24 protein-coding genes and 1 riboswitch are annotated in these 24,444 nt (G+C 71.4%); of the genes, 21 read left to right on the forward strand and 3 right to left on the reverse strand.

Translation table 11 applies throughout. From position 1 onward, the window contains the following. The first annotated feature begins 48 nt into the window (after positions 1-48). Both IFT82_RS03320 and IFT82_RS03325 read left to right on the forward strand, forming a co-directional pair. Positions 49-3,156, forward strand: a complete 3,108-nt coding sequence (locus IFT82_RS03320) for a TonB-dependent receptor domain-containing protein (RefSeq protein WP_244646459.1) — start codon at positions 49-51, stop codon at positions 3,154-3,156. 17 nt (positions 3,157-3,173) lie between these two features. Continuing rightward, a complete protein-coding gene (locus IFT82_RS03325) occupies positions 3,174-4,955 on the forward strand; it encodes an amidohydrolase family protein (RefSeq protein ID WP_192124532.1) in 1,782 nt (593 codons plus the stop codon). Between the two features lie 29 nt (positions 4,956-4,984). On the opposite strand, the gene IFT82_RS21405 is transcribed toward IFT82_RS03325, so the two are convergent. Continuing rightward, positions 4,985-5,410: a DUF6894 family protein gene (locus IFT82_RS21405; protein ID WP_446740938.1), complete on the reverse strand. Its 426-nt coding sequence runs from the start codon at positions 5,408-5,410 to the stop codon at positions 4,985-4,987. Then, positions 5,404-5,630: riboswitch (cobalamin riboswitch) on the forward strand. (Overlaps the previous gene by 7 nt.) Positions 5,631-5,808: 178 nt before the next feature. On the opposite strand from IFT82_RS21405, the gene cobW reads away from it, so the two are divergent. From cobW to cobJ, 6 genes are read left to right on the forward strand one after another with little or no spacing between them, the layout of a single operon-like run. Further along, complete coding sequence (gene cobW, locus IFT82_RS03335) at positions 5,809-6,870, forward strand: cobalamin biosynthesis protein CobW (RefSeq protein WP_192124536.1); 1,062 nt, start codon at positions 5,809-5,811, stop codon at positions 6,868-6,870. An 8-nt stretch (positions 6,871-6,878) separates the two neighbouring features. Continuing rightward, positions 6,879-10,118, forward strand: coding sequence for a cobaltochelatase subunit CobN (cobN, locus tag IFT82_RS03340; protein WP_192124538.1), 3,240 nt, complete (start codon positions 6,879-6,881; stop codon positions 10,116-10,118). Next, the gene (locus IFT82_RS03345; RefSeq protein ID WP_192124540.1) at positions 10,115-11,242 is read left to right on the forward strand and encodes a cobalamin biosynthesis protein CobG; all 1,128 of its coding nucleotides are present in this window, start codon (positions 10,115-10,117) and stop codon (positions 11,240-11,242) included. Before cobN ends, IFT82_RS03345 begins: the two co-directional genes overlap by 4 nt. Beyond that, the gene (locus IFT82_RS03350; RefSeq protein ID WP_192124542.1) at positions 11,232-11,861 is read left to right on the forward strand and encodes a precorrin-8X methylmutase; all 630 of its coding nucleotides are present in this window, start codon (positions 11,232-11,234) and stop codon (positions 11,859-11,861) included. Before IFT82_RS03345 ends, IFT82_RS03350 begins: the two co-directional genes overlap by 11 nt. Beyond that, positions 11,858-12,592: a precorrin-2 C(20)-methyltransferase gene (gene cobI / locus IFT82_RS03355; RefSeq protein WP_192124544.1), complete on the forward strand. Its 735-nt coding sequence runs from the start codon at positions 11,858-11,860 to the stop codon at positions 12,590-12,592. Before IFT82_RS03350 ends, cobI begins: the two co-directional genes overlap by 4 nt. Then, the gene (gene cobJ, locus IFT82_RS03360) at positions 12,589-13,341 is read left to right on the forward strand and encodes a precorrin-3B C(17)-methyltransferase (RefSeq protein WP_274602211.1); all 753 of its coding nucleotides are present in this window, start codon (positions 12,589-12,591) and stop codon (positions 13,339-13,341) included. Before cobI ends, cobJ begins: the two co-directional genes overlap by 4 nt. On the opposite strand, the gene IFT82_RS03365 is transcribed toward cobJ, so the two are convergent. After that, entirely contained in the window at positions 13,317-14,081 is a 765-nt protein-coding gene (locus tag IFT82_RS03365; protein ID WP_192124548.1) for a cobalt-precorrin-6A reductase, read from the reverse strand. The genes cobJ and IFT82_RS03365 overlap by 25 nt on opposite strands. Here IFT82_RS03365 and cbiE point away from each other — a divergent pair. Genes cbiE through cobF form a run of 6 tightly spaced genes read left to right on the forward strand, consistent with a single transcriptional unit; the run spans position 14,080 to position 19,261 of the window. Continuing rightward, on the forward strand, positions 14,080-15,282 hold the full coding sequence (gene cbiE / locus IFT82_RS03370; RefSeq protein WP_192124550.1) for a precorrin-6y C5,15-methyltransferase (decarboxylating) subunit CbiE: 1,203 nt from the start codon (positions 14,080-14,082) through the stop codon (positions 15,280-15,282). The two genes, IFT82_RS03365 and cbiE, sit on opposite strands and share 2 nt — an antisense overlap. After that, on the forward strand, positions 15,279-15,689 hold the full coding sequence (locus tag IFT82_RS03375) for a cobalamin biosynthesis protein (RefSeq protein WP_192124552.1): 411 nt from the start codon (positions 15,279-15,281) through the stop codon (positions 15,687-15,689). Before cbiE ends, IFT82_RS03375 begins: the two co-directional genes overlap by 4 nt. Continuing rightward, entirely contained in the window at positions 15,686-16,471 is a 786-nt protein-coding gene (gene cobM, locus IFT82_RS03380; protein ID WP_192124554.1) for a precorrin-4 C(11)-methyltransferase, read from the forward strand. Before IFT82_RS03375 ends, cobM begins: the two co-directional genes overlap by 4 nt. Then, complete coding sequence (locus tag IFT82_RS03385) at positions 16,468-17,787, forward strand: cobyrinate a,c-diamide synthase (RefSeq protein WP_192124556.1); 1,320 nt, start codon at positions 16,468-16,470, stop codon at positions 17,785-17,787. Before cobM ends, IFT82_RS03385 begins: the two co-directional genes overlap by 4 nt. Continuing rightward, positions 17,784-18,509, forward strand: coding sequence for a uroporphyrinogen-III C-methyltransferase (gene cobA, locus IFT82_RS03390; protein WP_192124558.1), 726 nt, complete (start codon positions 17,784-17,786; stop codon positions 18,507-18,509). Before IFT82_RS03385 ends, cobA begins: the two co-directional genes overlap by 4 nt. Next, the gene (gene cobF / locus IFT82_RS03395; protein WP_192124560.1) at positions 18,506-19,261 is read left to right on the forward strand and encodes a precorrin-6A synthase (deacetylating); all 756 of its coding nucleotides are present in this window, start codon (positions 18,506-18,508) and stop codon (positions 19,259-19,261) included. Before cobA ends, cobF begins: the two co-directional genes overlap by 4 nt. Positions 19,262-19,356: 95 nt before the next feature. On the opposite strand, the gene IFT82_RS03400 is transcribed toward cobF, so the two are convergent. Continuing rightward, positions 19,357-19,911, reverse strand: coding sequence for a histidine phosphatase family protein (locus IFT82_RS03400; RefSeq protein ID WP_192124562.1), 555 nt, complete (start codon positions 19,909-19,911; stop codon positions 19,357-19,359). 198 nt (positions 19,912-20,109) lie between these two features. Between IFT82_RS03400 and IFT82_RS21275 the strand changes: the two genes are divergently transcribed. The 7 genes from IFT82_RS21275 to cobS are packed head-to-tail and all read left to right on the forward strand — an operon-like array spanning position 20,110 to position 24,376. Further along, positions 20,110-20,346, forward strand: coding sequence for a CbtB domain-containing protein (locus IFT82_RS21275; RefSeq protein WP_342355031.1), 237 nt, complete (start codon positions 20,110-20,112; stop codon positions 20,344-20,346). Positions 20,347-20,364: 18 nt separating this feature from the next. After that, positions 20,365-21,078 carry a CbtA family protein gene (locus tag IFT82_RS03410; protein ID WP_192124563.1) on the forward strand — a complete coding sequence of 238 codons (714 nt, stop codon included), beginning with the start codon at positions 20,365-20,367 and terminating at the stop codon, positions 21,076-21,078. Continuing rightward, on the forward strand, positions 21,075-21,686 hold the full coding sequence (gene cobO / locus IFT82_RS03415; protein ID WP_192124565.1) for a cob(I)yrinic acid a,c-diamide adenosyltransferase: 612 nt from the start codon (positions 21,075-21,077) through the stop codon (positions 21,684-21,686). Before IFT82_RS03410 ends, cobO begins: the two co-directional genes overlap by 4 nt. Continuing rightward, the gene (locus IFT82_RS03420) at positions 21,686-22,096 is read left to right on the forward strand and encodes a DUF1636 domain-containing protein (RefSeq protein ID WP_192124567.1); all 411 of its coding nucleotides are present in this window, start codon (positions 21,686-21,688) and stop codon (positions 22,094-22,096) included. Before cobO ends, IFT82_RS03420 begins: the two co-directional genes overlap by 1 nt. Continuing rightward, a complete protein-coding gene (cobT, locus tag IFT82_RS03425) occupies positions 22,093-23,106 on the forward strand; it encodes a nicotinate-nucleotide--dimethylbenzimidazole phosphoribosyltransferase (protein WP_192124569.1) in 1,014 nt (337 codons plus the stop codon). The genes IFT82_RS03420 and cobT overlap by 4 nt, the downstream gene beginning before the upstream one ends. After that, positions 23,103-23,669, forward strand: a complete 567-nt coding sequence (locus tag IFT82_RS03430; protein ID WP_342355032.1) for a histidine phosphatase family protein — start codon at positions 23,103-23,105, stop codon at positions 23,667-23,669. The genes cobT and IFT82_RS03430 overlap by 4 nt, the downstream gene beginning before the upstream one ends. Then, positions 23,666-24,376 (forward strand): adenosylcobinamide-GDP ribazoletransferase, encoded by a 711-nt coding sequence (cobS, locus tag IFT82_RS03435; protein WP_192124571.1) that lies wholly within the window; start codon positions 23,666-23,668, stop codon positions 24,374-24,376. Before IFT82_RS03430 ends, cobS begins: the two co-directional genes overlap by 4 nt. The last annotated feature ends 68 nt before the right edge of the window (positions 24,377-24,444 follow it).

A 24,444-nucleotide genomic window follows, 5' to 3' on the forward strand; every position in this document is an offset into this window, starting at 1 on the left:
ACGCCGATCGCATGACGAGCGGCGCCACCATGATCGGGGGACCATCGAATGACACGGAGTTGGCAACGGACGGCGCTTGCGCTGCGGACCAGCACGATCGCGGCGGCGATGGCGGCGATCGCCCCACCGGTCGCGGCGCAGGGCGTTCCGGCCCAGGCACCGGCGGCGGTGGAGGAAACGCAGGACGGCGACCAGACGGCGGCGGACGACATCGTCGTGGTCGGCTCGCAGATCAGAGGTGCGAAGGTCAACGATGCGCTGCCGGTGACGGTGATCGGCCAGCGCGAGATCGCGGCATCGGGCGCGGTGTCGGGGGACGAGCTGTTCCGGTCGATCCCGCAGTTCGGCGACGTGACGTTCAACAGCGCCTTTCTGCCGGGCAGCAGCAATTCGGCGCGCGGCGACATCGGATCGGTCAACCTGCGCAATCTGGGGATCGGCAACACGCTGGTGCTGCTGAACGGCCGGCGCGTCGTCAATCACCCCACCAGCCAGGCGAACGACCAACTGGTGCCGGTGCTGACCTACAACACCAACGCGATCCCGGTGAACGGACTGGAACGGCTGGAGGTGCTGCGCGACGGGGCCGCCGCGATCTATGGCGCGGATGCGGTGGCGGGCGTGGTGAACACCGTGCTGAAATCCGACTTCAACGGTGGCGACCTGTCGATCCAGTATGGCGGGGCGGAGGGCACCCGGTTCCGAGAATTCAATGCCAATGGCGTGTTCGGCAGCAATTTCGCGGGCGGGCGCGGCAATATCACGCTGTTCGCCAATTACGATCGCGGCACCGGGCTGGACACCACCGAGCAGGATTTCACCGCCTCGTCCGACAAGCGCGCACTGTTCGCGGGCACCCGGTTCGAAGCGGCGACCTCGCTCGACGGGCGCAGCGTGACGACGCCGTGGCTGTCCGCGCAGACGCCGGCCGGCTTCGGTACGGTACGCCGCACCGCGTCCGGCACCACGACCGCGCTGACCAGCGCATCGGGGCTGTTCCATATCCAGCCCACGACCTCTGCCGGGTGCCAGTTCGCGACGGGCAACGGGCTGTGCATCGACGACGGCGCGCTGGCGACCGCGGGGGTCGACCGCGACCTGCGGCAGGATACGCAGGCGCAGCGAACCAGCGTCATCCCGTCGCTCAACCGCATCAACCTGTTCCTGACCGGGCATTACGATCTGGACGACAGCGTCACGGCATTCTGGGAGGGCGGCTATTATCGCGGCAAGACCCACGCGCAGCAAAGCCCGATCCAGACGCTGACCTCGATCCCGATCACGGTGGCGGCGAGCAACTACTGGAATCCGTTCGGCGCGGCGACCTTTGCCGACGGCACCGCCAACCCCAACCGGATCGCCGGCACCAACGTCCCCGCCGCCGGCCTGCCGGTCACGATCCGCAACTATTCCTTCTCCGACCTCGGCAACATCAACGTATCGGTCAAGAACCAGCAGTATCGCGGGTTGTTCGGGCTGCGCGGCGAGGCGAACGGATTCAACTGGGAAACCGCCGGCAGCTATTCCGAGGCGACGGTGCGCGACGTGAGCGACAATATCTCGCGGACCAAGCTGGCCTATTATCTCGGCCTGTCGACGCCCGACGCCTATAACGTGTTCAACGGCGGCACGCTGGCGACACCATCGATCGGCGATGCCACCCCCAACCGCCAGTCGACGATCGACGCGATCCGCGAGTCCCTGACCCGCTTCACCAAATCGACGCTGGCGACGTTCGATTTCCGCCTGTCGAAGCAGGATCTGCTGACGTTGCCGGGCGGCGACCTGGGCTTCGCGGCCGGCATCGAGGCGCGGCGCGAGACCCAACTGGACGACCGCGACGCACGGATCGACGGCACCATCACCTTCCGCGATTCGGCGACCGCGATCCCGGTGGGCGACTTCGCCAATTCCAGCGTCAATCCCGACACCAGCGGCAAGCGCGAGGTGTTCGCGGCCTATGGCGAACTGGCGATCCCGGTGGTGTCGCCGGAGATGGACGTGCCGCTGATCCGATCGCTCAGTCTGCAGGTGGCCGGGCGGTTCGAACGGTACAGCGATTTCGGCGATATCGCGGTGCCCAAGGTGGCGGGCGCGTGGGATATCGTACGCGGCATCCGCCTGCGCGGATCATGGGCGAAATCGTTCCGCGCGCCCAATCTGGAACAGGTCAACGCCGCGCTCGTCACGCGGACCAATACCCGCACCGACTATGCGTTCTGCGAGGCCGATCTGCGCACCGGGCGGATCACCAGTTTCGCCGGCTGCGCGCGGGCACAGACGACGACGGCGCAACGATCGGGCAATCCCGATCTCGATCCCGAACGCGCCGAGACGCTGTCGTTCGGCGCGGTGCTGGAGCCGCCGCTGCCCGCCGGACTGGGATCGCTGACGCTGACCGGCGATTACTGGCAGGTGCGCCAGACCGGGCTGGTCGGCATCTTCGGCGAGGGCAACGCCCTGACGCTCGACTATCTGTTGCGCCAGAGCGGGCAGACCAACCCCAACGTCGTCCGCGCCGCGCCGACGGCGGACGATATCGCCGCGTTCAACGGCACCAACCTGACGCCCGCCGGACAGGTGCTGTACGTCACCGATCGCTATGCCAACCTGTTGCCGCAGACGGTGCGGGGGCTGGATTTCAACGCGATCTATCAGGTGCGCAACACCGGCGTCGGCGATTTCAGCGCCTCGTTCAACATCGCGCATCTGCTGAAATTCTATCAGGACCCCTCGCCCGGCATCGCCGCGCTGCTGGCGGCGCGGGAGGCGGGGCAGATCAATGCCGGCACCGCGATCACCGGCGGCGGCGACCTGCGCCGCCAGAATTCGCGGCCGACGTGGAAATGGTCGGGCGCGCTGACCTGGTCGATCGAGAACGTCACGCTGAGCGGCTTCACGCAATATATCGGCAGCGTCGAGGATACCGGGCTGATCGACAGCGTGGGCGATCCGTGGATCGTCGACGACCAGATCACCGGCAACCTGTACGGCGAATACCGCTTCGCCGGCGGCACGCTGGCCGGCACCAACATCCGGCTGGGCGTACGCAACCTGACCGACGAGAAACCGTCGCTGTCCTCGAACGGCTATCTGGGTACGCTCTACACGCCGACGCGCCGTTACTGGTACGCCAACATCCGCCATCGTTTCTGATGAACGAAGGAGCCATCATGATCCGTATCACCGCCGCCCTGCTGCTGGGCGGGACCGCCGCCATCGCCACCCCGTCGATCGCCGCGCCGAAGGAGGGCAGCCTGGCGATCGTCGGCGCGACGGTGTTCGACGCCACCGGCGCGGCGCCGCGCGTCGCGACGGTGCTGGTCGAGGACGGCCGCATCGTCCGGGTCGGACCGGGGTTGAAGCCCCCGGCCGGGGTGCGGATCATCGACGGCCGGGGCAAGGCGCTGCTCCCCGGCTTCTTCGACCTGCATACCCACTGGACCCCGGCGGGCGAGCCGGACACGACGCCGCAGATCGCCACCGCCTATGTCGCCGCCGGGGTGACGACGGTGAACGATTTCCACGAACAGCCCGAAAGCTATGCGCCGCGCCGGGCGTGGCTGGCATCGCTGGTCGCGCCGCACGTCAATTTCGCCGCGCGGATCAGCACGCCGGGCGGGCACGGCGCGGACTGGGCGGACCAGTCGACCACGATCTGGATCAACACGCCGCAGGCCGCCCGTGCCGCGATCGAGCGACTGAGGCCGTACCGCCCCGACCTGATCAAGGCGTTCACCGATGGCTGGCGCTATGGCCTGGCCCCCGATAACACCAGCATGGACGAGGGCACGCTGAAGGCGCTGGTCGCCGCCGCGCACGACGCGAAGCTGAAGGTGCTGACCCATACCGTCACGGTCGATCGCGGTGCCATCGCGGCCCGGGCCGGGATCGATGCGCTGGCGCACGGATTGCAGGACCGGCCGATCGATCCCGCGACGCTTGCCACCGTCGTGACCGCGAAGATGGCGATGGCGCCGACGCTGGCGGTCTATGATCCCGACAAGGCGGGCGTCCCTGCGGATACCACCACCCCGCGCTATCGCCAGGGCACCGCCAAGTTCGGTCATGCGCTGGCCAATGTGAAGACGATGTTCGACGCGGGAGTGCCGATCGGGCTGGGGACGGACGCGGGGATGCCCGACACGCCGCACGGCATCTCGACGTTGCGCGAACTGGAACTGCTGGTGCGGGCCGGGCTGACCCCGGCGCAGGCGCTGGTCGCCGGCACCGCCACCAGCGCCCGGATCATGGCGCTGGACGACGATCGCGGGACGATCGCGGCCGGCAAGCGCGCCGACCTGATCCTGATCGACGGCCGCCCGTGGGATGATATCGCCGACGTCCACAAGGTGTCGCAAGTGGTGATCGACGGCCGCCTCGTCTTCGGCAAGGGGGCGCCGCCCCTGCCCGCGGGCAACCGCGCGACATTCCTGCCGCCGGTGAAGGTCGCACCCCTGCTCGACGATTTCGAACGGGCGGACAGGCGCAGCACGCTGGATACGCTGCGGCTGAAGACGGGCGATGGCGGGATCGACCGGACGGTGGAGATCAGCCAGATCGTTCCCCGCGCGGAGGGCGGCCACGCGCTGCTGCTGTCCGCGCGGATGGCGATGAAGGACGATGCCTATGCCGGGGTCGCGATCCCGCTGACGCGTGGTTCGGTGACCCCGGTCGACGTGCGCGGATACCAGGGCGTGCGGTTCGATATCAGGGGACCTGGCCGCTACACCCTGCGCCTGAACGCGCCGACCGGCAGCTGGTCGACCACCATCGACGGCACGGCGGGCTGGAAGACCGTGGAGGTGCCGTTCGCCACGTTAAGCCCGGTGGCGCGCGCCGGCAAAGCGGGTGCGGCGTGGACCGGCACCGACATCGTGACGGTGGAGATCGGCGCGACGCGACCGCCCGGCGCGACGCTGGGCGTCACGCTGGACGATATCCGTTTCTATTAGAACTCGATCACGGGCCGGGGCCGGGGACGTCAGTTCCCGGTCGCGCCCGCCGTTCCCGAACCGCGCGGCACCACCGTGGCGATGATGACGTGCAGCAGCGATTGCCCGACGTCGTTCTCGACATTGAGTTGCCAGTGCCCCTCGTCGGCGAAACCCGGATGGCTGGACAGATATTCACCGAGATAGCGGACCGCGGCATTGCGCGCTTCGTCCAGTCCTTCGGCCTCGACGGGCACCCGATCACGTCCGGGACCCATCAGCCTGAAATAATATTGCATCATTTGAGGCACATCGCTGGAAACGGGCAATTTGTCCTTAATCTGAAAAAGGCCGGTTCCGGCACGATGTCGCCATCGACGATCCGGGACCGGGGTATCCGAAATTCGGCCGTTACGCGATTGGCAAGACCGTTGCCAGCCGGTAAGCGCTGCATCGGCCCGGTTCCACCGGACCATCAGATCGCGTCGGTGCCCGACAAGGGCGTAAATGGGAATGCGGTGAGAAGCGATGCTTCGAATCCGCGGCTGTCCCTGCAACTGTAAGCGGCGAGTGACGGACACATGCCTGCCCCGCAACGGACAGGCGGCCACTGGCATCGGGTTCGCCCGGCTGGGAAGGCCGTGACCGGAACGACGACCCGCGAGCCAGGAAACCTGCCGGCGTAACGGTCGCTCTTGCTCGGGTCCAGGGGATGGCCGGAGCACGGTGTTCCGTCTGAGCGACGAATCCATGCGGCCGGGGTCGCATCGATGCGCGCTGCGGGCGGCCTTCGAGCCATCCGTCCGTCGTTCGCCCATCGGCCTTCGTGCAGCCCCGCCGCCTCGTCGTCGATTGCGCTCGCGAAGGAAACACCGTGTCCGATTCCGCCCAGAGTCCTGCCCCGAATCTCGCTAAAGTCCCCGTCACCATCGTCACCGGATTCCTGGGGGCGGGGAAGACGACGCTCATCAGCCATCTGATCCGCCATGCCGCCGGCCGCCGGCTGGCGGTGGTCGTCAACGAATTCGGCACGCTGGGCGTCGACGGCGACATATTGAAGGGTTGCGCGATCCCCGATTGCCCGGCAGAAAACGTGGTCGAGTTGGCCAATGGCTGCATCTGCTGCACCGTGGCGGACGACTTCATCCCCACCGTCGAACACCTGCTGGCGATGACGCCGCGCCCCGACCATATCCTGATCGAGACATCCGGGCTGGCGCTGCCCAAGCCGTTGCTGAAGGCATTCGACTGGCCGGCGATCCGGTCGCGCATCACCGTCGACGGCGTCATCGCGCTGGCCGATGCGGAGGCGGTCGCCGCCGGGCGCTTCGCCCCCGATCTGGCCGCGCTGGCGGCGCAGCGGGCGGCCGATCCGGGCATCGACCACGAGACGCCGCTGTCCGAGGTGTTCGAGGACCAGCTGGCCTGTGCCGACATCGTCCTGCTGACCAAGGCCGATCTGGCCGGGCCGGAGGGCGTCGCCGCCGCCCGCGCCACGATCGCGGCGGAGGCGTCGCGCCCCGTTCCCGTCGTCGAACTGGTGGACGGCGTGATCGACCCCGCCGTGATCCTGGGCCTGAACGCTGCGGCGGAAGACGATATCGCCGCCCGCCCCTCCCACCACGACGGCGAGGACGATCACGAGCATGACGATTTCGACAGTCTGGTCCACGAGACTGCCGAGATCGACGATCCCGCGACGCTGGTCGCCCGGATCGAGACGCTGGCGCGCGATCACGATATCCTGCGGGTGAAGGGCTATGCCGCCGTCCGCGGCAAGCCGATGCGGCTGCTGGTGCAGGCGGTCGGCGCCCGGGTCCGCATCCAGTATGACCGGCCGTGGCGGATGGACGAGGCACGACGGACCACGCTGGTCGTGATCGCCGAGCATGACCGGATCGATGCCGCCACGATCGGGGCCGTGCTGAACGGCTGAGCGGCACGATGCACGTCGTCTTTCGGGAGAGCCACGGGCTGGAGGAAACGGCGACCCCGCGCGATCTGGGTCAGCCGCCCGCCGATCTCGTCGTCCTCTCCTTCTCCGACAGCGATCTGGGCGCGTTCGCGGCGGGGTGGCACGCGGCGGCGGCGGCCGGCGCGGCGCTGCCGTCGCTGCGGCTCGCCAATCTCGCCGATCTCACGCATCCGCTGTCGGTCGACACCTATGTCGATGCCACCCTGTCGGGGGCGAAGGCCATCCTGATCCGGCTGATCGGCGGGCGGTCCTACTGGTCCTACGGATTGCAACAAGTGGAGCAACTCGCCCGGTCGCGCGGGATCGCGCTGGCGGTGCTGGCCGCGGACGGGCGCGAGGACGACCGGCTGGCGGCGGCATCGACGGTGACGCCAGCGACGCGGCACCGGCTGGCGACGGCGTGCGACGCGGGGGGCGCGGCGGCGGCACAGGGGGCGCTGGCGGAACTGGCGGCGGCGGCCGGGCTATACAGCGGACCGGTACGCATGGCCGCCGCGCCGGCGAACGTCGGCGCCTGGAGCGACGGTGAAGGCGTCACCTGCCCCGCCGCCGCGATGATGCAGCCGGAAACCGCACCCGGCGGGCGTATCCTGCTGATCTTCTATCGATCCTATCTGCTCGCCGCCGATCTCGATCCGATCGCGGCGTTGCAGCGGGCGCTGGCGGCGCGCGGCTTCGATCCCGTCGCGCTGTTCGTGCCGTCGCTGAAGGAACCGGCGGCGCGTGGCTGGCTGGCGCGCTGGGTGACGGCGCTGGCCCCTGCGGCGATCGTCAACGCCACCGCCTTTTCCGGGCGGGGCGATGCCGGCGACGCGTCGCCGCTCGACGCGGCCGGGGTGCCGGTGCTGCAGGTGGCGCTCGCCACCTCGACAGCGCGGGACTGGGCAATCAGCGCACGGGGCCTGTCGCCCGCCGATCTGGCGATGCACGTCGTGCTGCCCGAGATCGATGGACGCCTGTTCGCGGGCGTCGTCAGTTTCAAGCAGGAACGGCTGCGCGACCCGGTGCTTCATTATGCGCGCCGCGCGCACCGGGCCGATCCCGCACGGGTCGCGGCGATCGTCGACCGGGTGGCGGCATGGGTGAAGCTGGCGCGGACCGCCCCCGCCGACCGGCGCGTCGCCCTGGTGCTGTCGACCTATCCGGGCAAACATCATCAGATGGCCCATGCGGTCGGGCTCGATGCGCTGGCCTCGGCGGAGGCGATCGCGGGCGGCGCGCCGCTGGCCACCGCGCTGGCCGGGGAGCGGCTGCGCTGGCCGCTGGACGACTATCGCGCGGCGCTCGCGCGGCTGCCGGCGGTGCTGCGTTACCAATTGGCCGAGGCATGGGGAGACGCGGAGGACGATCCCGATGCCGGCTATGGCATGTTCGCCTTTGCCGCGACGATGCGCGGCGACACGCTGGTCGCGCTGCAACCCGAGCGGGGGCGGCCGGCGGCGCGGAGCGACGACTATCACGACCTGAGCCGGGTGCCGCGCCACGCCTATGTCGCCTTCTATCTGTGGCTGCGCGCGCGGCGGATCGACGCGCTGGTGCATATGGGCGCGCACGGCACGCTGGAATGGCTGCCGGGCAAGGCGGTGGCGCTGTCCGATGCCTGCTGGCCCGAGGCGCTGACCGGTCCCCTGCCGGTCGTCTATCCCTTCATCGTCAACGATCCGGGCGAGGCGGCGCAGGCGAAGCGACGGATCGGCGCGGTCACGATCGGCCATCTGCCGCCACCGCTGGTCACGACGGGCAGCGGTGCGGGGCTGGGCCGGCTGGAACTGTTGCTCGACGAATTCTCGACCGCCGACGGACTCGACCCCGCCCGGCGCGACCGGTTGCAGGCGGATATCGCCGCCGAGGCGCAGGCGATCGGCCTGTCCGCCGAACTGGGACTGGCCGACGCCGGCAGCGCGACGGAGGCGATCGCCCGCATCGACGCGTTCGTGTGCGACGTGAAGGACAGCCGCTTCGGCGACGGCCTGCACGTGTTCGGCACCGGTGCCTGCGGCGCGGCGGAGCGGGCGGGGCTGGAGGCGGCGCTGGCGGGGCGCCGGGTGGCGCCGGGGGCGGCGGGATCCCCGTACCGTGGTGGTGGTGGCGGTGGCGACGTGCTGCCGACCGGGCGCAATCTCTATACGCTGGACCCCCGCGCCATCCCGTCGCGCGCCGCACATATGCAGGGGCAGCGGCTGGCCCACGAACTGGTGCGGCGGCATCTGCAGGACCACGGCGACTATCTGCGAACGCTGGTGGTCGACCTGTGGGGATCGGCGACGATGCGCACCGCGGGCGAGGATTTCGCGATGGCGCTCCACCTGCTGGGTACCGCGCCGGTATGGGACATGGGGTCGGGCCGGGTGACGGGGGTCGAGATCCTGCCGCTGGCGATGGCCGACCGGCCACGCGTCGATGTGACGCTGCGGGTGTCCGGGCTGTTCCGCGACACCTTCGCGCCGCTGTGCGCGCTGTTCGGGCAGGCGGTGCGGGCGCTGGCGACGCGGGACGAGCCGGCGGACTGGAACCCGTTCGTCGGCCATGCGCCGGCCCCCCGCGTCTATGGCCCCGCCCCCGGCCGCTACGGGCTGGGGATCGAGGAGGCGGGCGATATCTATACCGACGACGCACGGATGCGCGCGGGCGAGGCATGGCTGGCGGCATCGTCCCATGCCTTCGATGCGGAGGGCGTGCCGGATGCGGCGGGGCTGCGCGCGCGGGTCGCCGCCGCCGACGCCTTCGTCCATATGCAGGACCTGCCCGAAACCGACCTGCTGCTCGCCGCCGATTATGCGGGGCACGAGGCCGGCTTCGCCGCCGCGCAGGGCGTGACGGGGGGCAACGCCGCGCTCTATCACCTGGATGCGCGCGATCCCGACCGTCCGCGCGCCAGGGCGTTGCGCGAGGAGGTGGCGCGGGTGGTGCGCGCCCGCGCCGCCCAGCCGGCCTGGATCGACGGCATGATGCGCCACGGCTATCGCGGCGCGGCGGAGATCGCCGCGACTCTCGACCATCTCGGCAGCTTCGCGCATCTGGCGGGGGTGGTCGGGCCGGAACTGATCGACCTGTACCACGATGCCACGCTGGGCCGCGACGACGTGTGCGCCTTCATGGCGGTGGCCAATCCGGCGGCGCTGGCGGCCTTGCGCGCGCGGTTCGCGGCGCTGCACCGGTCGGGCCTGTGGCCGACGCGGCGCAACTCGATCCTGGCGGACATCGCATGACGATCGTGCGCGGATGGTGCCCTACCGCCTGGGCGCCGATGGCGGCGGGTGACGGGCTGCTACTGCGCGTCAGGCCGCCGTTCGGGCGGATGACGATCGCGCAATGGCGGGTGCTGGGCGAGGTGGCGCAGGAGCATGGCAACGGCGCGATCGATCTGACCAGCCGGGCGGGCCTGCAATTGCGCGGGCTGGCCCCTGCCACCTGCGACGCGGCGCGTGACGCGCTGATCGCGACCGGGCTGGTCGATCCCGATCCGGTGCGCGATGCCCGATCGGTGCTGCTCGCCCCCGACTGGCGGCCGGGCGACGACACCCACCGGATCGCTGCGGCGCTGTACGACCGGCTGGACGACCTGCCGCCGCTGCCGGGCAAGGTCGGGATCGCGATCGATGCCGGCGCGGTGCGGACACTGGCCGACAGTCCCGCCGATTTCAGGATCGAGCGTAGCCGGAATGACGGATTAATGATCCGCGCCGACGGACAGGCGACCGGGGCGGCGGTGCCGCCGGGTGCAGAAGCGACCGCGCTGATCGCCTTGACCCGCTGGTTCGTCGCCAGCGACGGCATCGCGGCGGGGCGAATGGCGCGCCATGCCGCGCCGCTGCCCGGTTGGGCGATCGGCACACTCGCCCCCGCCGCGCGCGCGGCGCCACCGCCGATCGGGGCGCATCCACTCGGCACGGCGATCGGCCTGCCGTTCGGGCGGATCGACGCATTGGCGGCGCTGGCCTTGGCTGGGTTGCCGGGGCTGACCGGCGTGCGGCTGACGCCGTGGCGGCGGCTGATCCTCGAAGGGGTGGCGCCCGGTGCCGCCGGCCTGCCCCGCCCCGATCCCCGCCTGCTGGCGATCGACGCCTGTGTCGGTGCGCCCGCCTGCCCGCAGGCCAGCGTCGCGACACGGTCGCTGGCGATCCGGCTGGCGCCGTTCGTGACCGACCGGCTGCACGTCTCCGGCTGCGCCAAGGGCTGCGCACGGGCGCGGCCGGCCGATATCGTGTTGACCGGCCGCGACGGCCGTTTCGACCTCGCCCGCCACGCCCGTGCTGGCGATCCGCCGGTGATGACCGGGCTTGCCCCCGACCAGTTATCCGCCCTTTTCGGAAGTACCTCCCGTGCCCCATAGCTATGAAACCGACGGCGCCGCCATCTATCGCCGCTCCTTCGCCATCATCCGGGCCGAGGCCGATCTGGCCGGCTTCGCCGCCGACGAGGAACCGGTGGCGGTCCGGATGATCCATGCCGCCGGGCTGGTCGATCTGGCCCGCTCGATCCGCTTTTCCGCCGGTTTCGCCGCTACGGCGCGGGCGGCGTTGCGCGACGGCGCGCCGGTCCTGTGCGATGCGCGGATGGTGAGCGAGGGGATCACCCGTGCGCGGCTGCCCGCCGGCAATGCCGTGCTGTGCCCGCTTCACGACCCCCAGGTGCCTGCGCTCGCCGCCGCGATGGGCACCACGCGGTCCGCCGCCGCGCTGGAATTGTGGCGACCACATCTGGCCGGGGCGGTGGTCGCGATCGGGAATGCGCCGACCGCCCTGTTCCACCTGCTCGACATGCTGGCCGATCCCGCCTGCCCCCGCCCCGCCGCGATCGTCGGCTGTCCGGTCGGCTTCGTCGGCGCGGTGGAATCGAAGGACGCGTTATGGGCGGAGTGCCCCGTTCCGTGCGCGATCGTGGCGGGGCGACCGGGCGGCAGCGCGGTGACCGTCGCCGCGATCAACGCGCTGGCGAGCGACGTGGAATGACCATCGCCGCCACCGGCACGGTCCATGGCGTCGGGCTGGGTCCCGGCGCCGCCGACCTGATGAGCGTGCGGGCCGACCGGCTGGTGCGCGGCGCCCGCCACCTGGCCTATTTCCGCAAGGCCGGGCGCGCCGGCCGGGCGCGGCGGCTGGTCGACGGGATGCTGCGGCCCGACGTGATCGAGTTCGCGATGGACTATCCGGTCACGACCGAGATCGCGGTCGACGATCCGGCCTATAATGAACGCCTCTCCGCCTTCTATGCCGACTGCACCCGCCATCTCGCCGGACTGGCCGGGGATGGTGCCGACGTGGTGGTGCTCTGCGAGGGCGATCCGTTCTTCTACGGATCGTTCATGCACCTCCACAGCCGGCTGACCGGCCGGGTGCCGGTGGTGGTGGTACCGGGCGTCACCGGCATGTCGGGCGCCTGGACAGCCACAGACAGGCCGATCACCTGGGGCGACGACGTGCTGACGATCGCGACCGCGACCTTGCCCGAGGAAGAACTGGCCCGCCGCATCGCCGATACCGACGCGCTGGTGGTGATGAAGATCGGCCGCCACCTGCCCAAGCTGCGCCGTGCGGTCGCGGCGGCGGGGCGGACGCGGGCGGCATGGCTGGTCGAATATGCCGCGATGCCCGAACAGCGCGTCACCCCCCTGGCCGAGGCTGCGGACGAGGCGCCCTATTTCTCGATCTTGCTGATCCACGGCCAGGGGCGGCGACCTTGAGCGCGGGATGGCTCGCCATCGTCGGGCTGGGGCCGGGCGCGGCGCGGATGCTGACGCCCGAGGTGACGGAGGCGATCGGGCAGGCCAGCGACGTGATCGGTTACATCCCCTATGTCGCGCGGGTCGCGCCACGGGCGGGGCTGACGCTCCATCCGTCGGACAACCGGGTGGAGATCGACCGCGCGGGTCATGCGCTGCGGCTGGCGGCGGCGGGCGGGCGCGTCGTCGTCGTGTCGTCGGGCGATCCCGGCGTCTTCGCGATGGCGGCGGCGGTGTTCGAGGCGCTGGAGGCGGGACCGGATCACTGGCGCGATCTGGATATCCGCGTGTTGCCGGGCATCACCGCGATGCTGGCGGCGAGCGCGGCGGCGGGCGCGCCGCTGGGCCATGATTTCTGCGCGATCAACCTGTCCGACAATCTGAAGCCGTGGGACGTGATCGAACGGCGGATCGCACTGGCGGCGGCGGCGGATTTCGCCATCGCCTTCTACAACCCGCGCTCCCGCGCCCGGCCCGACGGGCTGGACCGGGCGTTCGCGGTGCTGCGCGAGACGTGCGACGACGCGCGACCGGTGCTGTTCGCGCGCGCGGTGACGACACCCGAGCAGCGCCTGCGGATCGTGCCGCTGCCACAGGCACGCGGCGAGATGGCGGATATGCGCACCATGGTCATCATCGGATCGAGCCGGACGCGGCTGATCGACCGCGCCGCCGGGCCGCTGCTCTACACGCCGCGATCGATATCATGATCCAGCCAGTCGAGCACCGCCGCCACATCCTCCACCGCCGCCCGGTCGGGCATGGCGGGGCGATCGATCAGCAGCACCGGCAATTCCAGCGCACGGGCGGCGGCCAGCTTGGCGGCGGCACCGGTGCCACCGGCGTTCTTGGCGACGATCAGGTCGATGCGGTGCGCCGTCATCAGCGCCCGGTCGCCCGCCAGCGTGAACGGCCCAAGATCCACCACCAGCGTGTGATGCGGCAACGGCGGCGGCACGGCCGGCGCATCGACGAAGCGCAGCAGGTAATGATGCTGCGGTCGTGCCGCGAAGGCGGCGACGTGCATCCGCCCCAGCGCGAGCAGGATGCGTCGCCCCGGCCCGTCCAGCGCGCCGACCGCCGCGGCGATATCGGCGACACCGGTCCAGCGGTCGCCGGTAACCGGTCGCCATGCCGGCCGGGTCAGCGCCAGCAACGGCACGCCGGCGATCCGGGCCGCCGCGACCGCATTGCCGCTGATCCGCGCGGCGAACGGATGCGTCGCGTCGACCAGATGCGTGATCCGGGCCGCCGCCAGATATCCCGCCAGACCATCGATGCCGCCGAACCCGCCGACCCGCACCGGCACCGGCTGTGCCGCGGGCGCGGCGGTTCGGCCGGCATAGCTCAGGATCGCCGATATGCCGCGCGCGGCACAGGCGGCGGCCAGCGCGCTCGCCTCGGTCGTGCCGCCCAGGATCAGAATATGCGGCGGAGGGACAGGCGACATGGCTGGTAAGGGTCCGTGGCTGACGATCGTCGGGATCGGCGAGGATGGACCCGCCGGCCTGTCCACGGCAAGCCGCGCCGCGATCGACGCGGCGGAGATCGTGATCGGGGCGCCGCGCCATCTGGCCCTGCTGCCCGACATCGCCTGCCCGGTCGAGGCGTGGCCGGTGCCGTTTGCGGCGGGGATCGCGCCGCTGCTCGCCCGGCGGGGGCGGCGCGTGGTGATGCTGGCATCGGGCGATCCGTTCTGGTTCGGCGCGGGCAGCGTGATCGCGCGCCACCTGTCGCCGCACGAATGGACCGCCCACCCTGCCCCCTCCACCTTCGCGCTGGCGGCGGCGCGGTGCGGTTGGCCGCTGGAGGATGTGATCTGCCTGGGTCTGCACGCCGCCCCGTGCGCCCGGATACGACCGCATCTGGCACCGGGCGTCCGGGTCGTCGCCCTGGTCCGCGATGGCGATGCGGCGCGGACCCTGGCCGCCTATGTCGCGGCGCAGGGCTTCGGGAAATCGGCGGTCACGATATTGGAGGCGCTGGGGGGACCGCGCCAGCGCATCCGCCATGCCCGCGCCGCGACGCTGGACTTCACCGATATCGCGCATCCGGTGGCGGTGGCGGTAGAGGTGGCGGGGACCGGTGCGGTCGTGACGGTGGCGCAGGGGATCGCCGACGACTGGTTCGACCATGACGGGCAGATCACCAAGCGTCCGGTCCGCGCGCTGGCGCTGTCGGCGCTGGCCCCCCGTCACGGCGAGACCCTGTGGGACATCGGCACCGGATCGGGATCGATCGCAATCGAGTGGTTGCTCGCCCACCCCTCCACCCGCGCGGTCGCGTTCGAACGCGATCCCGTTCGCGCCGCCCGCGCCCGCGCCAACGCTGCCGCGCTGGGGGTGGGGCGGCTGACGGTCGTGGCGGGCGAGGCACCGGCGATCGTGTACGACGGCCCGGCCCCGCAGGCGGTGTTCGTCGGCGGCGGCCTGTCGGCGGCGCTGCTCGACCATCTGTCCGCCACGCTTCCCGCCGGCACCCGGATCGTCGCCCATGCCGTCACGCTGGAATCGGAAATGCTGTTGGCACAGTGGCATGCCACGCATGGCGGCGATCTGTTGCGGATCGACCTGGCTGAGGCGCAGCCGCTCGGCACGCGGCGCGGCTGGCGCGCGGCCTATCCCGTGGTGCAGTGGCGGGCGGTGCTGTGATCGTCGCGGGTTTCGGGTGCCGGGCGGGGGCGACGCCGGCTGCGCTGGCGGCCGCGCTGGCCGCGGCGTTGGCGGCGGCGGGCCATGATCGCCCCGACGTGGTGGCGGCCCCCGCCGATCGCGTCGCGCTGCTCGCACCTCTGGCGGCGCGGCTGGGCGTTGCCCTGATACCGATCGACGACGATGCGTTGCGGGGGACCGTCACCCCGACCCGGTCGGCTGCCAGCCGGCGCGCCCGCGGCACCGGCAGCGTGGCGGAGGCGTGCGCACTGGTCGCCGCCGGTTCGGAAGCGCGACTGATCGTGACGCGCCGCATCGATCCCCACCGCCTCGCGACCTGCGCGATCGCCCGATCCCCTTGCCCCCGATCCCCTTGCCCCCGATCCTCCTGCGAAAGCCCCGCATGACCGTTCACTTCATCGGCGCCGGCCCCGGTGCCGCCGACCTCATCACCCTGCGCGGGCGCGACCTGATCGCCGCGGCGCCGGTGTGCCTCTATGCCGGCTCGCTGGTGCCGGTGGCGCTGCTCGATCACTGTCCGCCGGATGCGCGGATCGTGAACACCGCGCCGCTGTCGCTCGACGAGATCATCGACGAGATCGCCCGCGCCCATGCCGCCGGTCACGATGTCGCGCGGCTCCATTCGGGCGACCTGTCGATCTGGTCGGCGATGGGCGAGCAACTGCGCCGGCTGCGCGCGCTGGGCATCCCGTTCGATGTGACGCCCGGCGTCCCCGCCTTCGCCGCCGCCGCCGCGACGCTGGAGGCGGAACTGACGCTGCCCGGGCTGGCGCAATCGGTGGTGCTGACGCGCACCACCGGCCGGGCGAGCGCGATGCCCGATGGCGAGGCGCTGACCGCCTTCGCCGCCACCGGCGCGACGCTGGCGATCCATCTGTCGATCCATCGGCTGCCCGGGATCGTGGATGCGCTGACCCCGTGCTACGGCGGCGATTGCCCGGTCGCGATCGTGTGGCGTGCCAGTTGGCCCGACCAGCGGATCGCGCGCGGCACGCTGTCGACCATCGCCGCCGCGGCGGCGGGCGGGCCGGAGCGGACCGCGTTAATCCTGGTCGGCGGGGTGCTGGATGCACGCGATTTCGACGAGAGCAGCCTGTACGCCGAGGGGTACGACCGTCGTTTTCGACCGCAATCGGCAGCGTCGCCCTTTGCCGGAGAAGAAGCATGACGCGCGGCCTGATGATCGCCGCGCCATCGTCGGGCACGGGCAAGACGACGGTGATGCTGGGGCTTTTGCGCGCGCTTCGCGACCGGGGCGTCACGGTCCAGCCCTTCAAGAGCGGACCGGATTATATCGACCCCGCCTTCCACCGCGCCGCCAGCGGGCGGCCGTCGTTCAACCTCGACAGCTGGGCGATGGCGGGGGCGCAGCTCGACACCCTGGCATCGCGCGCGGACGATGCCGACCTGATCCTCGCCGAAGGATCAATGGGGCTGTTCGACGGGGTGGCCCGCCCCGGTGCGGCCGGCAACGGCGCCAGTGCCGACATCGCCCGGCGGATGGGCTGGCCGGTGGTGCTGGTGATCGACATATCCGGCCAGGCACAGTCCGCCGCTGCGACCGCGCTGGGCTTCACGCGGTTCGATCCGAGCGTACGGATCGCGGGCGTGATCCTGAACCGCGTCGCCAGCGTGCGCCACGAAACATTGGCAAGCGCCGGGATGGCGGCGATGGGCATCCGCGTGCTGGGTTGCCTGCCGCGACGCGGCGACCTGCAACTGCCCGAACGGCATCTGGGGCTGGTGCAGGCGGGGGAACATGCCGATCTGGATGCTCGCATCGCCGCCTATGCCGCCTTCATCGCCGATCATGTCGATCTGCCGGCGTTGCAGGATATCGCCGCCACAGCGCCCCGCCGCCCGGTGTCGGCGGCGGCGCTCATCCCCCCGGCACAGCGGATCGCGCTGGCGCAGGATGCCGCCTTCTCGTTCGTCTATCCGCATCTGCTGGAGGGATGGCGCGCCGCCGGGGCCGAGATCCGGCCGTTCTCGCCGCTGGCCGACGAGGCGCCCGATCCCGCCGCCGACCTCGTCTGGCTGCCGGGGGGCTATCCCGAACTCCATGCCGGACCACTGGCCGCCGCCGAACGCTTCCGCGCGGGGCTGCACGCCCATGCCGCGACCCGCCCGGTGCATGGCGAATGCGGCGGGTACATGGCGCTGGGCGAGGCGTTGATCGACGGCGACGGGGTGAGCCACCGCATGGCGGGGCTGATCGGGCTGGTGACGAGCTATGCCAAACGACGCCTTCATCTGGGCTATCGCCGTGCGGTGCTGCACCAGCCGATCGCGGCACTGCCCGCCGGTGCGGTGCTGGCGGGTCACGAGTTCCATTATTCCACCATCATCGAACAGCCGGATGCCCCGCTGGCGCGGGTGACCGACGCCAATGGCGACGAACTGCTCGATACGGGATCGGTGCGGGGCCATGTGACGGGCACCTTCTTCCACCTCATCACCGCCGGTACGGAGCCGGGCGCATGACGGGCTTCGTCGCCTTTGTCGGGGCCGGGCCGGGCGACCCGGACCTGCTGACGCTGAAGGCCGTGGACCGGCTGCGCCGCGCCGATGTCGTGCTGTTCGACGATCTGTCGGCGGGGCCGGTCCTCGACCATGTCCGTCCGGGGGCGGCGGTGATCGCGGTCGGCAAGCGGGCCGGGCGGCCCTCCCCCAGCCAGTGCGAGGTATCGACGCTATTGGTCGACCATGCCCGAACCGGCGCGCGGGTGGTGCGCCTGAAGGCGGGCGACCCGGGCATCTTCGGCCGGCTGGAGGAGGAGATCGCCGCCCTGCGTGCCGCCGGCATCGGGTTCGAGATCGTGCCGGGGATCAGCGCGGGCCAGGCCGCCGTCGCAGCGGCGGGCATCCCGCTGACCCGTCGACTGGCGGCACGCCGGGTGCAGTTCGTGACCGGCCACGACGTGACCGGCACCCTGCCCGCCGAACGCAACATGGCGGCGCTGGCCGACCCCGACGCGGCGACCATCGTGTTCATGCCCAAGCGGACCTTTCCCGCGCTCGCCGCCGATCTGATCGCGCATGGCCTGCCGGGCGATACGCCCGCGCTGTTCGCCGAGCGGGTCGGCCATCCCGATCAGCGGCTGACCCGGACGACGATCGCGGCGCTCGCCGCCACGCTGGCGGCCGGGATGTCGGATGCGACCGCGCTGGTCGTGTACGGCCCGCTGCTGCCGGACGCGGCATGATCGACCTGCACCTGATCGGAATCGGTACGGGTAATCCCGATCATCTGACGCGGGCCGCCGAACGGGCGATGCAGGCCGCCGACCTGATCCTGCTGCCGCGCAAGCGCGCCGATACCGCCGATCTGCTCGACCTGCGCCAGACCTTGTGCGCGGCGGTGGCGATGCCCGACACGCATGTCGTGCTGTTCGACCTGCCCGAGCGTGACGATGCCGCCCCCTATGGTGAGGCGGTAGAGGCATGGCACGACGCCATCGCGAAGGCATGGGCCGATGCGATCGAGACCCATCTGCCGCAGGGCGGGCGGCTGGCGCTGCTCGTCTGGGGCGACCCCTCGCTGTACGACAGCAGCCTGCGGATCGCGCAGCGGCTGGGCGCCGACGGCATGGCGATGCGGGTCAGCGTGGTGCCGGGCATCACCAGCCTGCAGGCGCTGACCGCCGCGCACGCCATTCCACTCAATACCGTCGCCGCACCGGTGACGATCACCACCGGCCGCCGACTGCGGGAACGGGGGTGGCCGGAGGGGGTGGATACGGTCGCGGTGATGCTCGACGGCGGCTGCGCGTTCGAGACGATCGACCCGGCGGGGATCACGATCTGGTGGGGTGCCTATCTCGGCATGGCGCAACAGGCGCTGGCGGCCGGGCCGCTGGGCGAAGTCGGGCCGACGCTGCGGGCCCGCCGTGCCGCGCTGCGGGCGACGCATGGCTGGATCATGGATACCTATCTGCTGCGTCGATCGCCCGCCTGAGCCGGGATGACATCCGCCTGATCCATCCCGTCGTTGCGAGCGTAGCGAAGCAACGACGGATAGACAGGTTTCACGTCATCACGCTCCAGCGATCGTCACGCCCGGCGCAGTTCCTGCAGCCGCCAGCGCCCGTGCCCGTGCCGCGACAGGGTGACCCGCATCAGCGGCGTCACGTCGATGCCCAGCGTGGCGGCGACCGGTATTCCCAGCGCGTGCGCGATCGCCGCCCGGATCACCGCGACATGGGTGACGGCTAGCATGCTGCCCGCCGCCAGCCCGTCCAGACACGACCCCACCCGGTCGGCGACCGCCGCCATGCTTTCCCCACCCGGCGCACCCGTTTCGGGCGCCGCCAGCCAGGCGGCCAGCGCCGCGCCGTCCACCTCGTCCAGTCCCGCGCCGGTCCAGTCGCCGGCATCGATGTCGCGCAACGACGGCTCATCCTCCCCCGTGAGCGACAGCAGCGCGGCGGTGTCGCGGGCCGCCATGCCGGGGGCGATCAGGCACCGGTCGAACCGTCGCCCACCGGGTACGAACCGCCGCACCGCTGCGCGCCCACCCTCGTCGAGCGGCTCGGCCGGATCGGGAAACCGGGCGGCGCGGAACGATGCCGTGGCCCCGGCGCACAGCAGGACGAGATGGGTCGACACCGGCAAAATGCTCCTGATCGATTGACGTGCCCCGGCGCAGCGGCCACAGTCGCGGGCATCGGAGCCGGGCGGGAAGCCGGTGAAATTCCGGCGCGGTCGCGCCACTGTGATCGACGGGTTCGTCCCTGTCGAGAGCCAGACCCCGCCCGGCACCTCCACCCCCCGCGCCGGGCGCGTATTCCCGGCAGGAGCATGCCTGTGACGACCGGCCTTTCCATACCCTTCGACGATCGCCTCGATGGCAAAGGCGGCGGCATCGCCCGCCCCATCCCGATCGCGGACATCATGCCATGGGCGGTGTTCGCTGCCGTGGTCGCGCTGATCCTGCTGTACTTCGTCAGCACCGAACAGGGCGCCTTCGCGCTGTTCGAGGGCAAGTATGTGCACGAATATGTGCATGACGGCCGCCATCTGCTGGGCTTTCCCTGCCACTGATCCTGTCGGGGAAGCGCCATGATGAAGACGTTGCTCTGGCGGGGGATGCTCGCCGGACTGGCCGGTGCGTTCGCCGCCGCCACCTTCGCCCTGCTGTTCGCGGAACCGCGGATCGATGCCGCCATCGCTTTGGAATCGCGCCATGCGATGGCCGGGATGGCGGCCGAGCCCGAGCTGGTCGGCCGTGCCGTGCAGAAGACCTGGGGACTGTTCACCGCGATGGGACTGTACGGCACCGCGCTGGGCGGGCTGTTCGCGATCGTGTTCGGCGGGCTGTACGGCCGCGTCGGGCAGACGGCGCCGCGCACGCTGGCGTTGACGCTGGCGATCGCCGCCTTCGTGGTCGTCGTGCTGGTTCCGGCGATCAAGTATCCGCCGACGCCGCCCGCGGTCGGGCTGCATGAGACCGTCCGGCTGCGCACCGCCGCCTGGTTCGCGATGCTGGCGCTGTCCATCGCCGCCGCCGTGGCCGCCGGTCGTCTCCAGCGGGTGATGGCCGCACGGGTCGCGGCGACCGACCGGCTGATGATCGCCGGTGGCGCCTATGTCGCGATCGTCGCGGCCGGGCAGTTGCTGCTGCCGTCGATCGATGAGGTGCCCGCCGATTTCCCCGCGACGTTGCTGTGGCAGTTCCGTCTTGCCGCGATCGCGACGCAGGCGGTGTTCTGGCTGGTAGCCGCCGACCTGTTCGGCCGCGCCGCGAGCCGCATCGTGGAATGGAACCGACCATGATCGACGACCCCGCCGCCGAGGCACGCCATGCCGAAAAGATGCAGCGCATCCAGGCCGCCCGGCGCGACATGATGGCCAGCAAGACCGGCGAGAAGGGCCTGCTGATCGTCCATACCGGCCCCGGCAAGGGCAAGTCGACCGCCGCGTTCGGCATGGCCGTGCGCGCGATGGGGCACGGGATGAAGGTCGGCATCGTCCAGTTCGTGAAGGGCGCGATGACCACCGGCGAACGGGCGATCTTCGACGCCTTCCCCGACCTCGTCAGCTTCTGCCCGATGGGCGAGGGCTTCACCTGGGACACGCAGGATCGCGCCCGCGATATCGCGGTCGCCAGGACGGCGTGGGACGAGGTGCGCCGGATGATCGCCGATCCCGCAATCGCGATGGTGATCGCGGACGAGCTGAACATCGTGCTGCGCTATGGCTATCTGCCGGTCGAGGAAGTCGTGGCCGCCGTCATGGACCGGGCGCCGATGAAGCACGTCGTCGTCACCGGCCGCAACGCCCCGCCATCCCTGATCGACGCCGCCGATCTGGTGACCGAGATGACGCAGGTGAAGCATCCCTTCCGCGGCGGGATCAAGGCGCAGGCCGGAATAGAATTCTGATGAAACTGATCCCCGTCGACAACGCACCCGCCGTGGTGGTGTGCAACACCTGCCGGTTCAGCAAGGAGGAACGCGACGACCCCGCCGGCCGTCGTGGCGGCGCGCTGCTGTTCGACGCGCTCGTCGCGGCGCGGGCGGCGGACCCGGCCTTTGCCGATGTCGCGGTGCAGGCGATGCCGTGCCTGTTCGCCTGCACGGAGTTCTGCACGGTGCATCTGCGCGGCCCCGGCAAGGTCGGCTATGTCATGGGCCGGTTCGCCGCCGATGCGGAGGCGGCACGCGCGATCCTGGAATATGCCGCGCACTTTGCGGCCAGCGACACCGGGCAGGTGCCCTTCAAACAATGGCCGGCGGGGGTGAAGGGGCATTTCATCACGCGCACCCCGCCCGAGGGGTATGTCGTCGAATGATCGTCTTCGCCTCGCCCGCCGATTTCGTCGCGGCCATCGAGACGCTGCGTCCCCCGGACGCCGACAGCCGCGCCGCCGCCGCGCGGCGTCAGGCCGAACTGACCAAGCCGCCGGGATCGCTGGGACGGCTGGAGGAGATCGCGCTGTTCATGGCGGGATGGCAGGGCCGCGCCCGGCCCCGGCTGGATCATGGCCGCGTCGTGGTCTTCGCGGGCAACCACGGCGTCGCGGCGCGCGGGGTGAGCGCCTTTCCGGCCGAGGTGACCGCGCAGATGGTCGCCAACTTCCAGTCCGGCGGTGCGGCGATCAACGCGCTGGCCGCCGCCGCCGGGCTGGCGCTCGGCGTGGTGGCGCTGGACCTCGACCGGCCCACTGCGGATTTCACGACCATGCCCGCGATGGGGGTGGACGACTGCCTCGCCGCGATCAACGCCGGGGTGGCGGCGGTGTCGCCCGATCTCGACCTGCTGGTGCCGGGTGAGATGGGGATCGCCAATTCGACCGCCGCCGCCGCGCTGTGCGCCGCGAGTTTCGGCGGCACGGCGCGCGACTGGGTGGGGCCGGGCACGGGCGTCGAGGGTACGGCGCTGGCCGCGAAGATCGCGGCGGTGGACGCCGCCCTGCTGCGCCACCGCGCGGAGGCGACCGATCCGTTCGAGACGCTGCGGCGACTGGGCGGGCGGGAGATCGCGGCGATCGCCGGGGCGGTGGTGGCGGCGCGCCGCCACGGCATCCCGGTGCTGCTCGACGGGTTCATCGGCACGGCGGCCGTCACGCCGCTGGCCGCCCATCGGCCGGGCATCGTCGATCATTGCCTGGCCGGGCACGTCTCCGCCGAACCGGGCCATGTCCGACTGCTGGCCCGACTGGGGCTGGTACCGCTGCTGTCGCTCGACATGCGGCTGGGCGAGGCGAGCGGGGGAGCGGTGGCGGCGATGCTGGTCCGCGCCGCGCTGGCCGCGCATGACGGCATGGCGACCTTTGCCGAGGCGGGCGTCGCCACCGCGTGACCGCGCCGCGCATCGTCCATCTGATGCGGCACGGCGAACCCGACGGCGCGGGCCGGATGATCGGCCATGGCGATCCGCCGGCGACCCCGGCGGGGATCGCCGCCTGCATCGCCGCCGCCGCGTCGCTGACGCCGGTGGCGATCGTCGCGTCCGACCTTGCCCGCGCCCATGCCTGCGCCAATGCGATCGGCGGGCCGCACGGATTGGCGGCCGGGCGCGACGCCCGCTGGCGGGAACTGAATTTCGGCGACTGGGACGGCCGGCACCCCCGCGATCTCGACCCGGACGCGCTGGCCCGTTTCTGGGCCGATCCCGATGGGGCGCCGCCGCCCGGTGGCGAACGCTGGTCGGCGCTGGTCGAACGCGTCGGTGCGGCGATCCCCGCCCTGGTAGACGGGACGCTGGTCGTCACCCATGCCGGCGCGATCCGCGCGGCGCTGGCGGTATCGTGCGGTTTCGATGCACGGCAGACTTGGACGTTCGCGCTGCCCTATGCCGGGATCGTCACACTGCGGCTGTGGCCGGACACGCCACCCGTCGCCCAGATCGTGAGACTGGCGTGAGGCGGATCCTGCTGGCGCTGGGGTTCCTCACCCGCCTGCCTGTGCCTGCGGTGACGGCATCGACGGCGGATTTCGCGGCGGCGATCCGCTGTTATCCGCTGGTCGGCCTGGTCATCGGCCTGTGCGTCGCGCTGGCGGGAGGGGCGGGTGCGCTGATCGATCCATGGGCGGGCGCGCTGGCGGCGTTGGCGATGTGGGTGGGCGTGACCGGGGCGCTGCATCTCGACGGGCTCGCTGATCTGGCGGACGGGCTGGGCGCGGCGCATGGCGACCGCACCCGCCTGCTGGCGGTGATGGCCGACCCGCATGTCGGCAGCTTCGGGGTGGTGACGCTGGGCCTGCAATTGCTGGCGAAGCTGGTGCTGCTCCATGCCTGCGCGCCGATCGGGTGGGCGATCGTGTTGATCCCGGCAGCGGCACGGATCGGGCCGCTCGGCTGGGCACGCTGGCTGCCGCCGGTCACGCAAGGGCTGGGCGCGACGGTCGCCCGCGCGGTACGGCGGCGGGACCCGATCGGCTGGGGGCTGCTGCTCGCGGGCGGCGGGGTGGTGTTCCCCGTCCTGCTGGCCGCACCGGTCCTGATCCTAGCCTATGCGCTGTGGCTGCGGCGCAAGCTGGGCGGGATCAACGGCGACGCGCACGGCGCGGGGATCGAACTGGTCGAAACCGGGCTGCTAGTCGTGCTGGCGGTGCTCGGCCCGCGCTGAGTGTCTGTTTAGAAACTCGCGAGAGGGCAAGTTTCAAGGCGGTGCCGGCCCGCTCCCCCTCCCGGCCA

Source organism: Sphingomonas sp. CFBP 8760 (assembly GCF_014841615.1).
Classification (GTDB): domain Bacteria; phylum Pseudomonadota; class Alphaproteobacteria; order Sphingomonadales; family Sphingomonadaceae; genus Sphingomonas.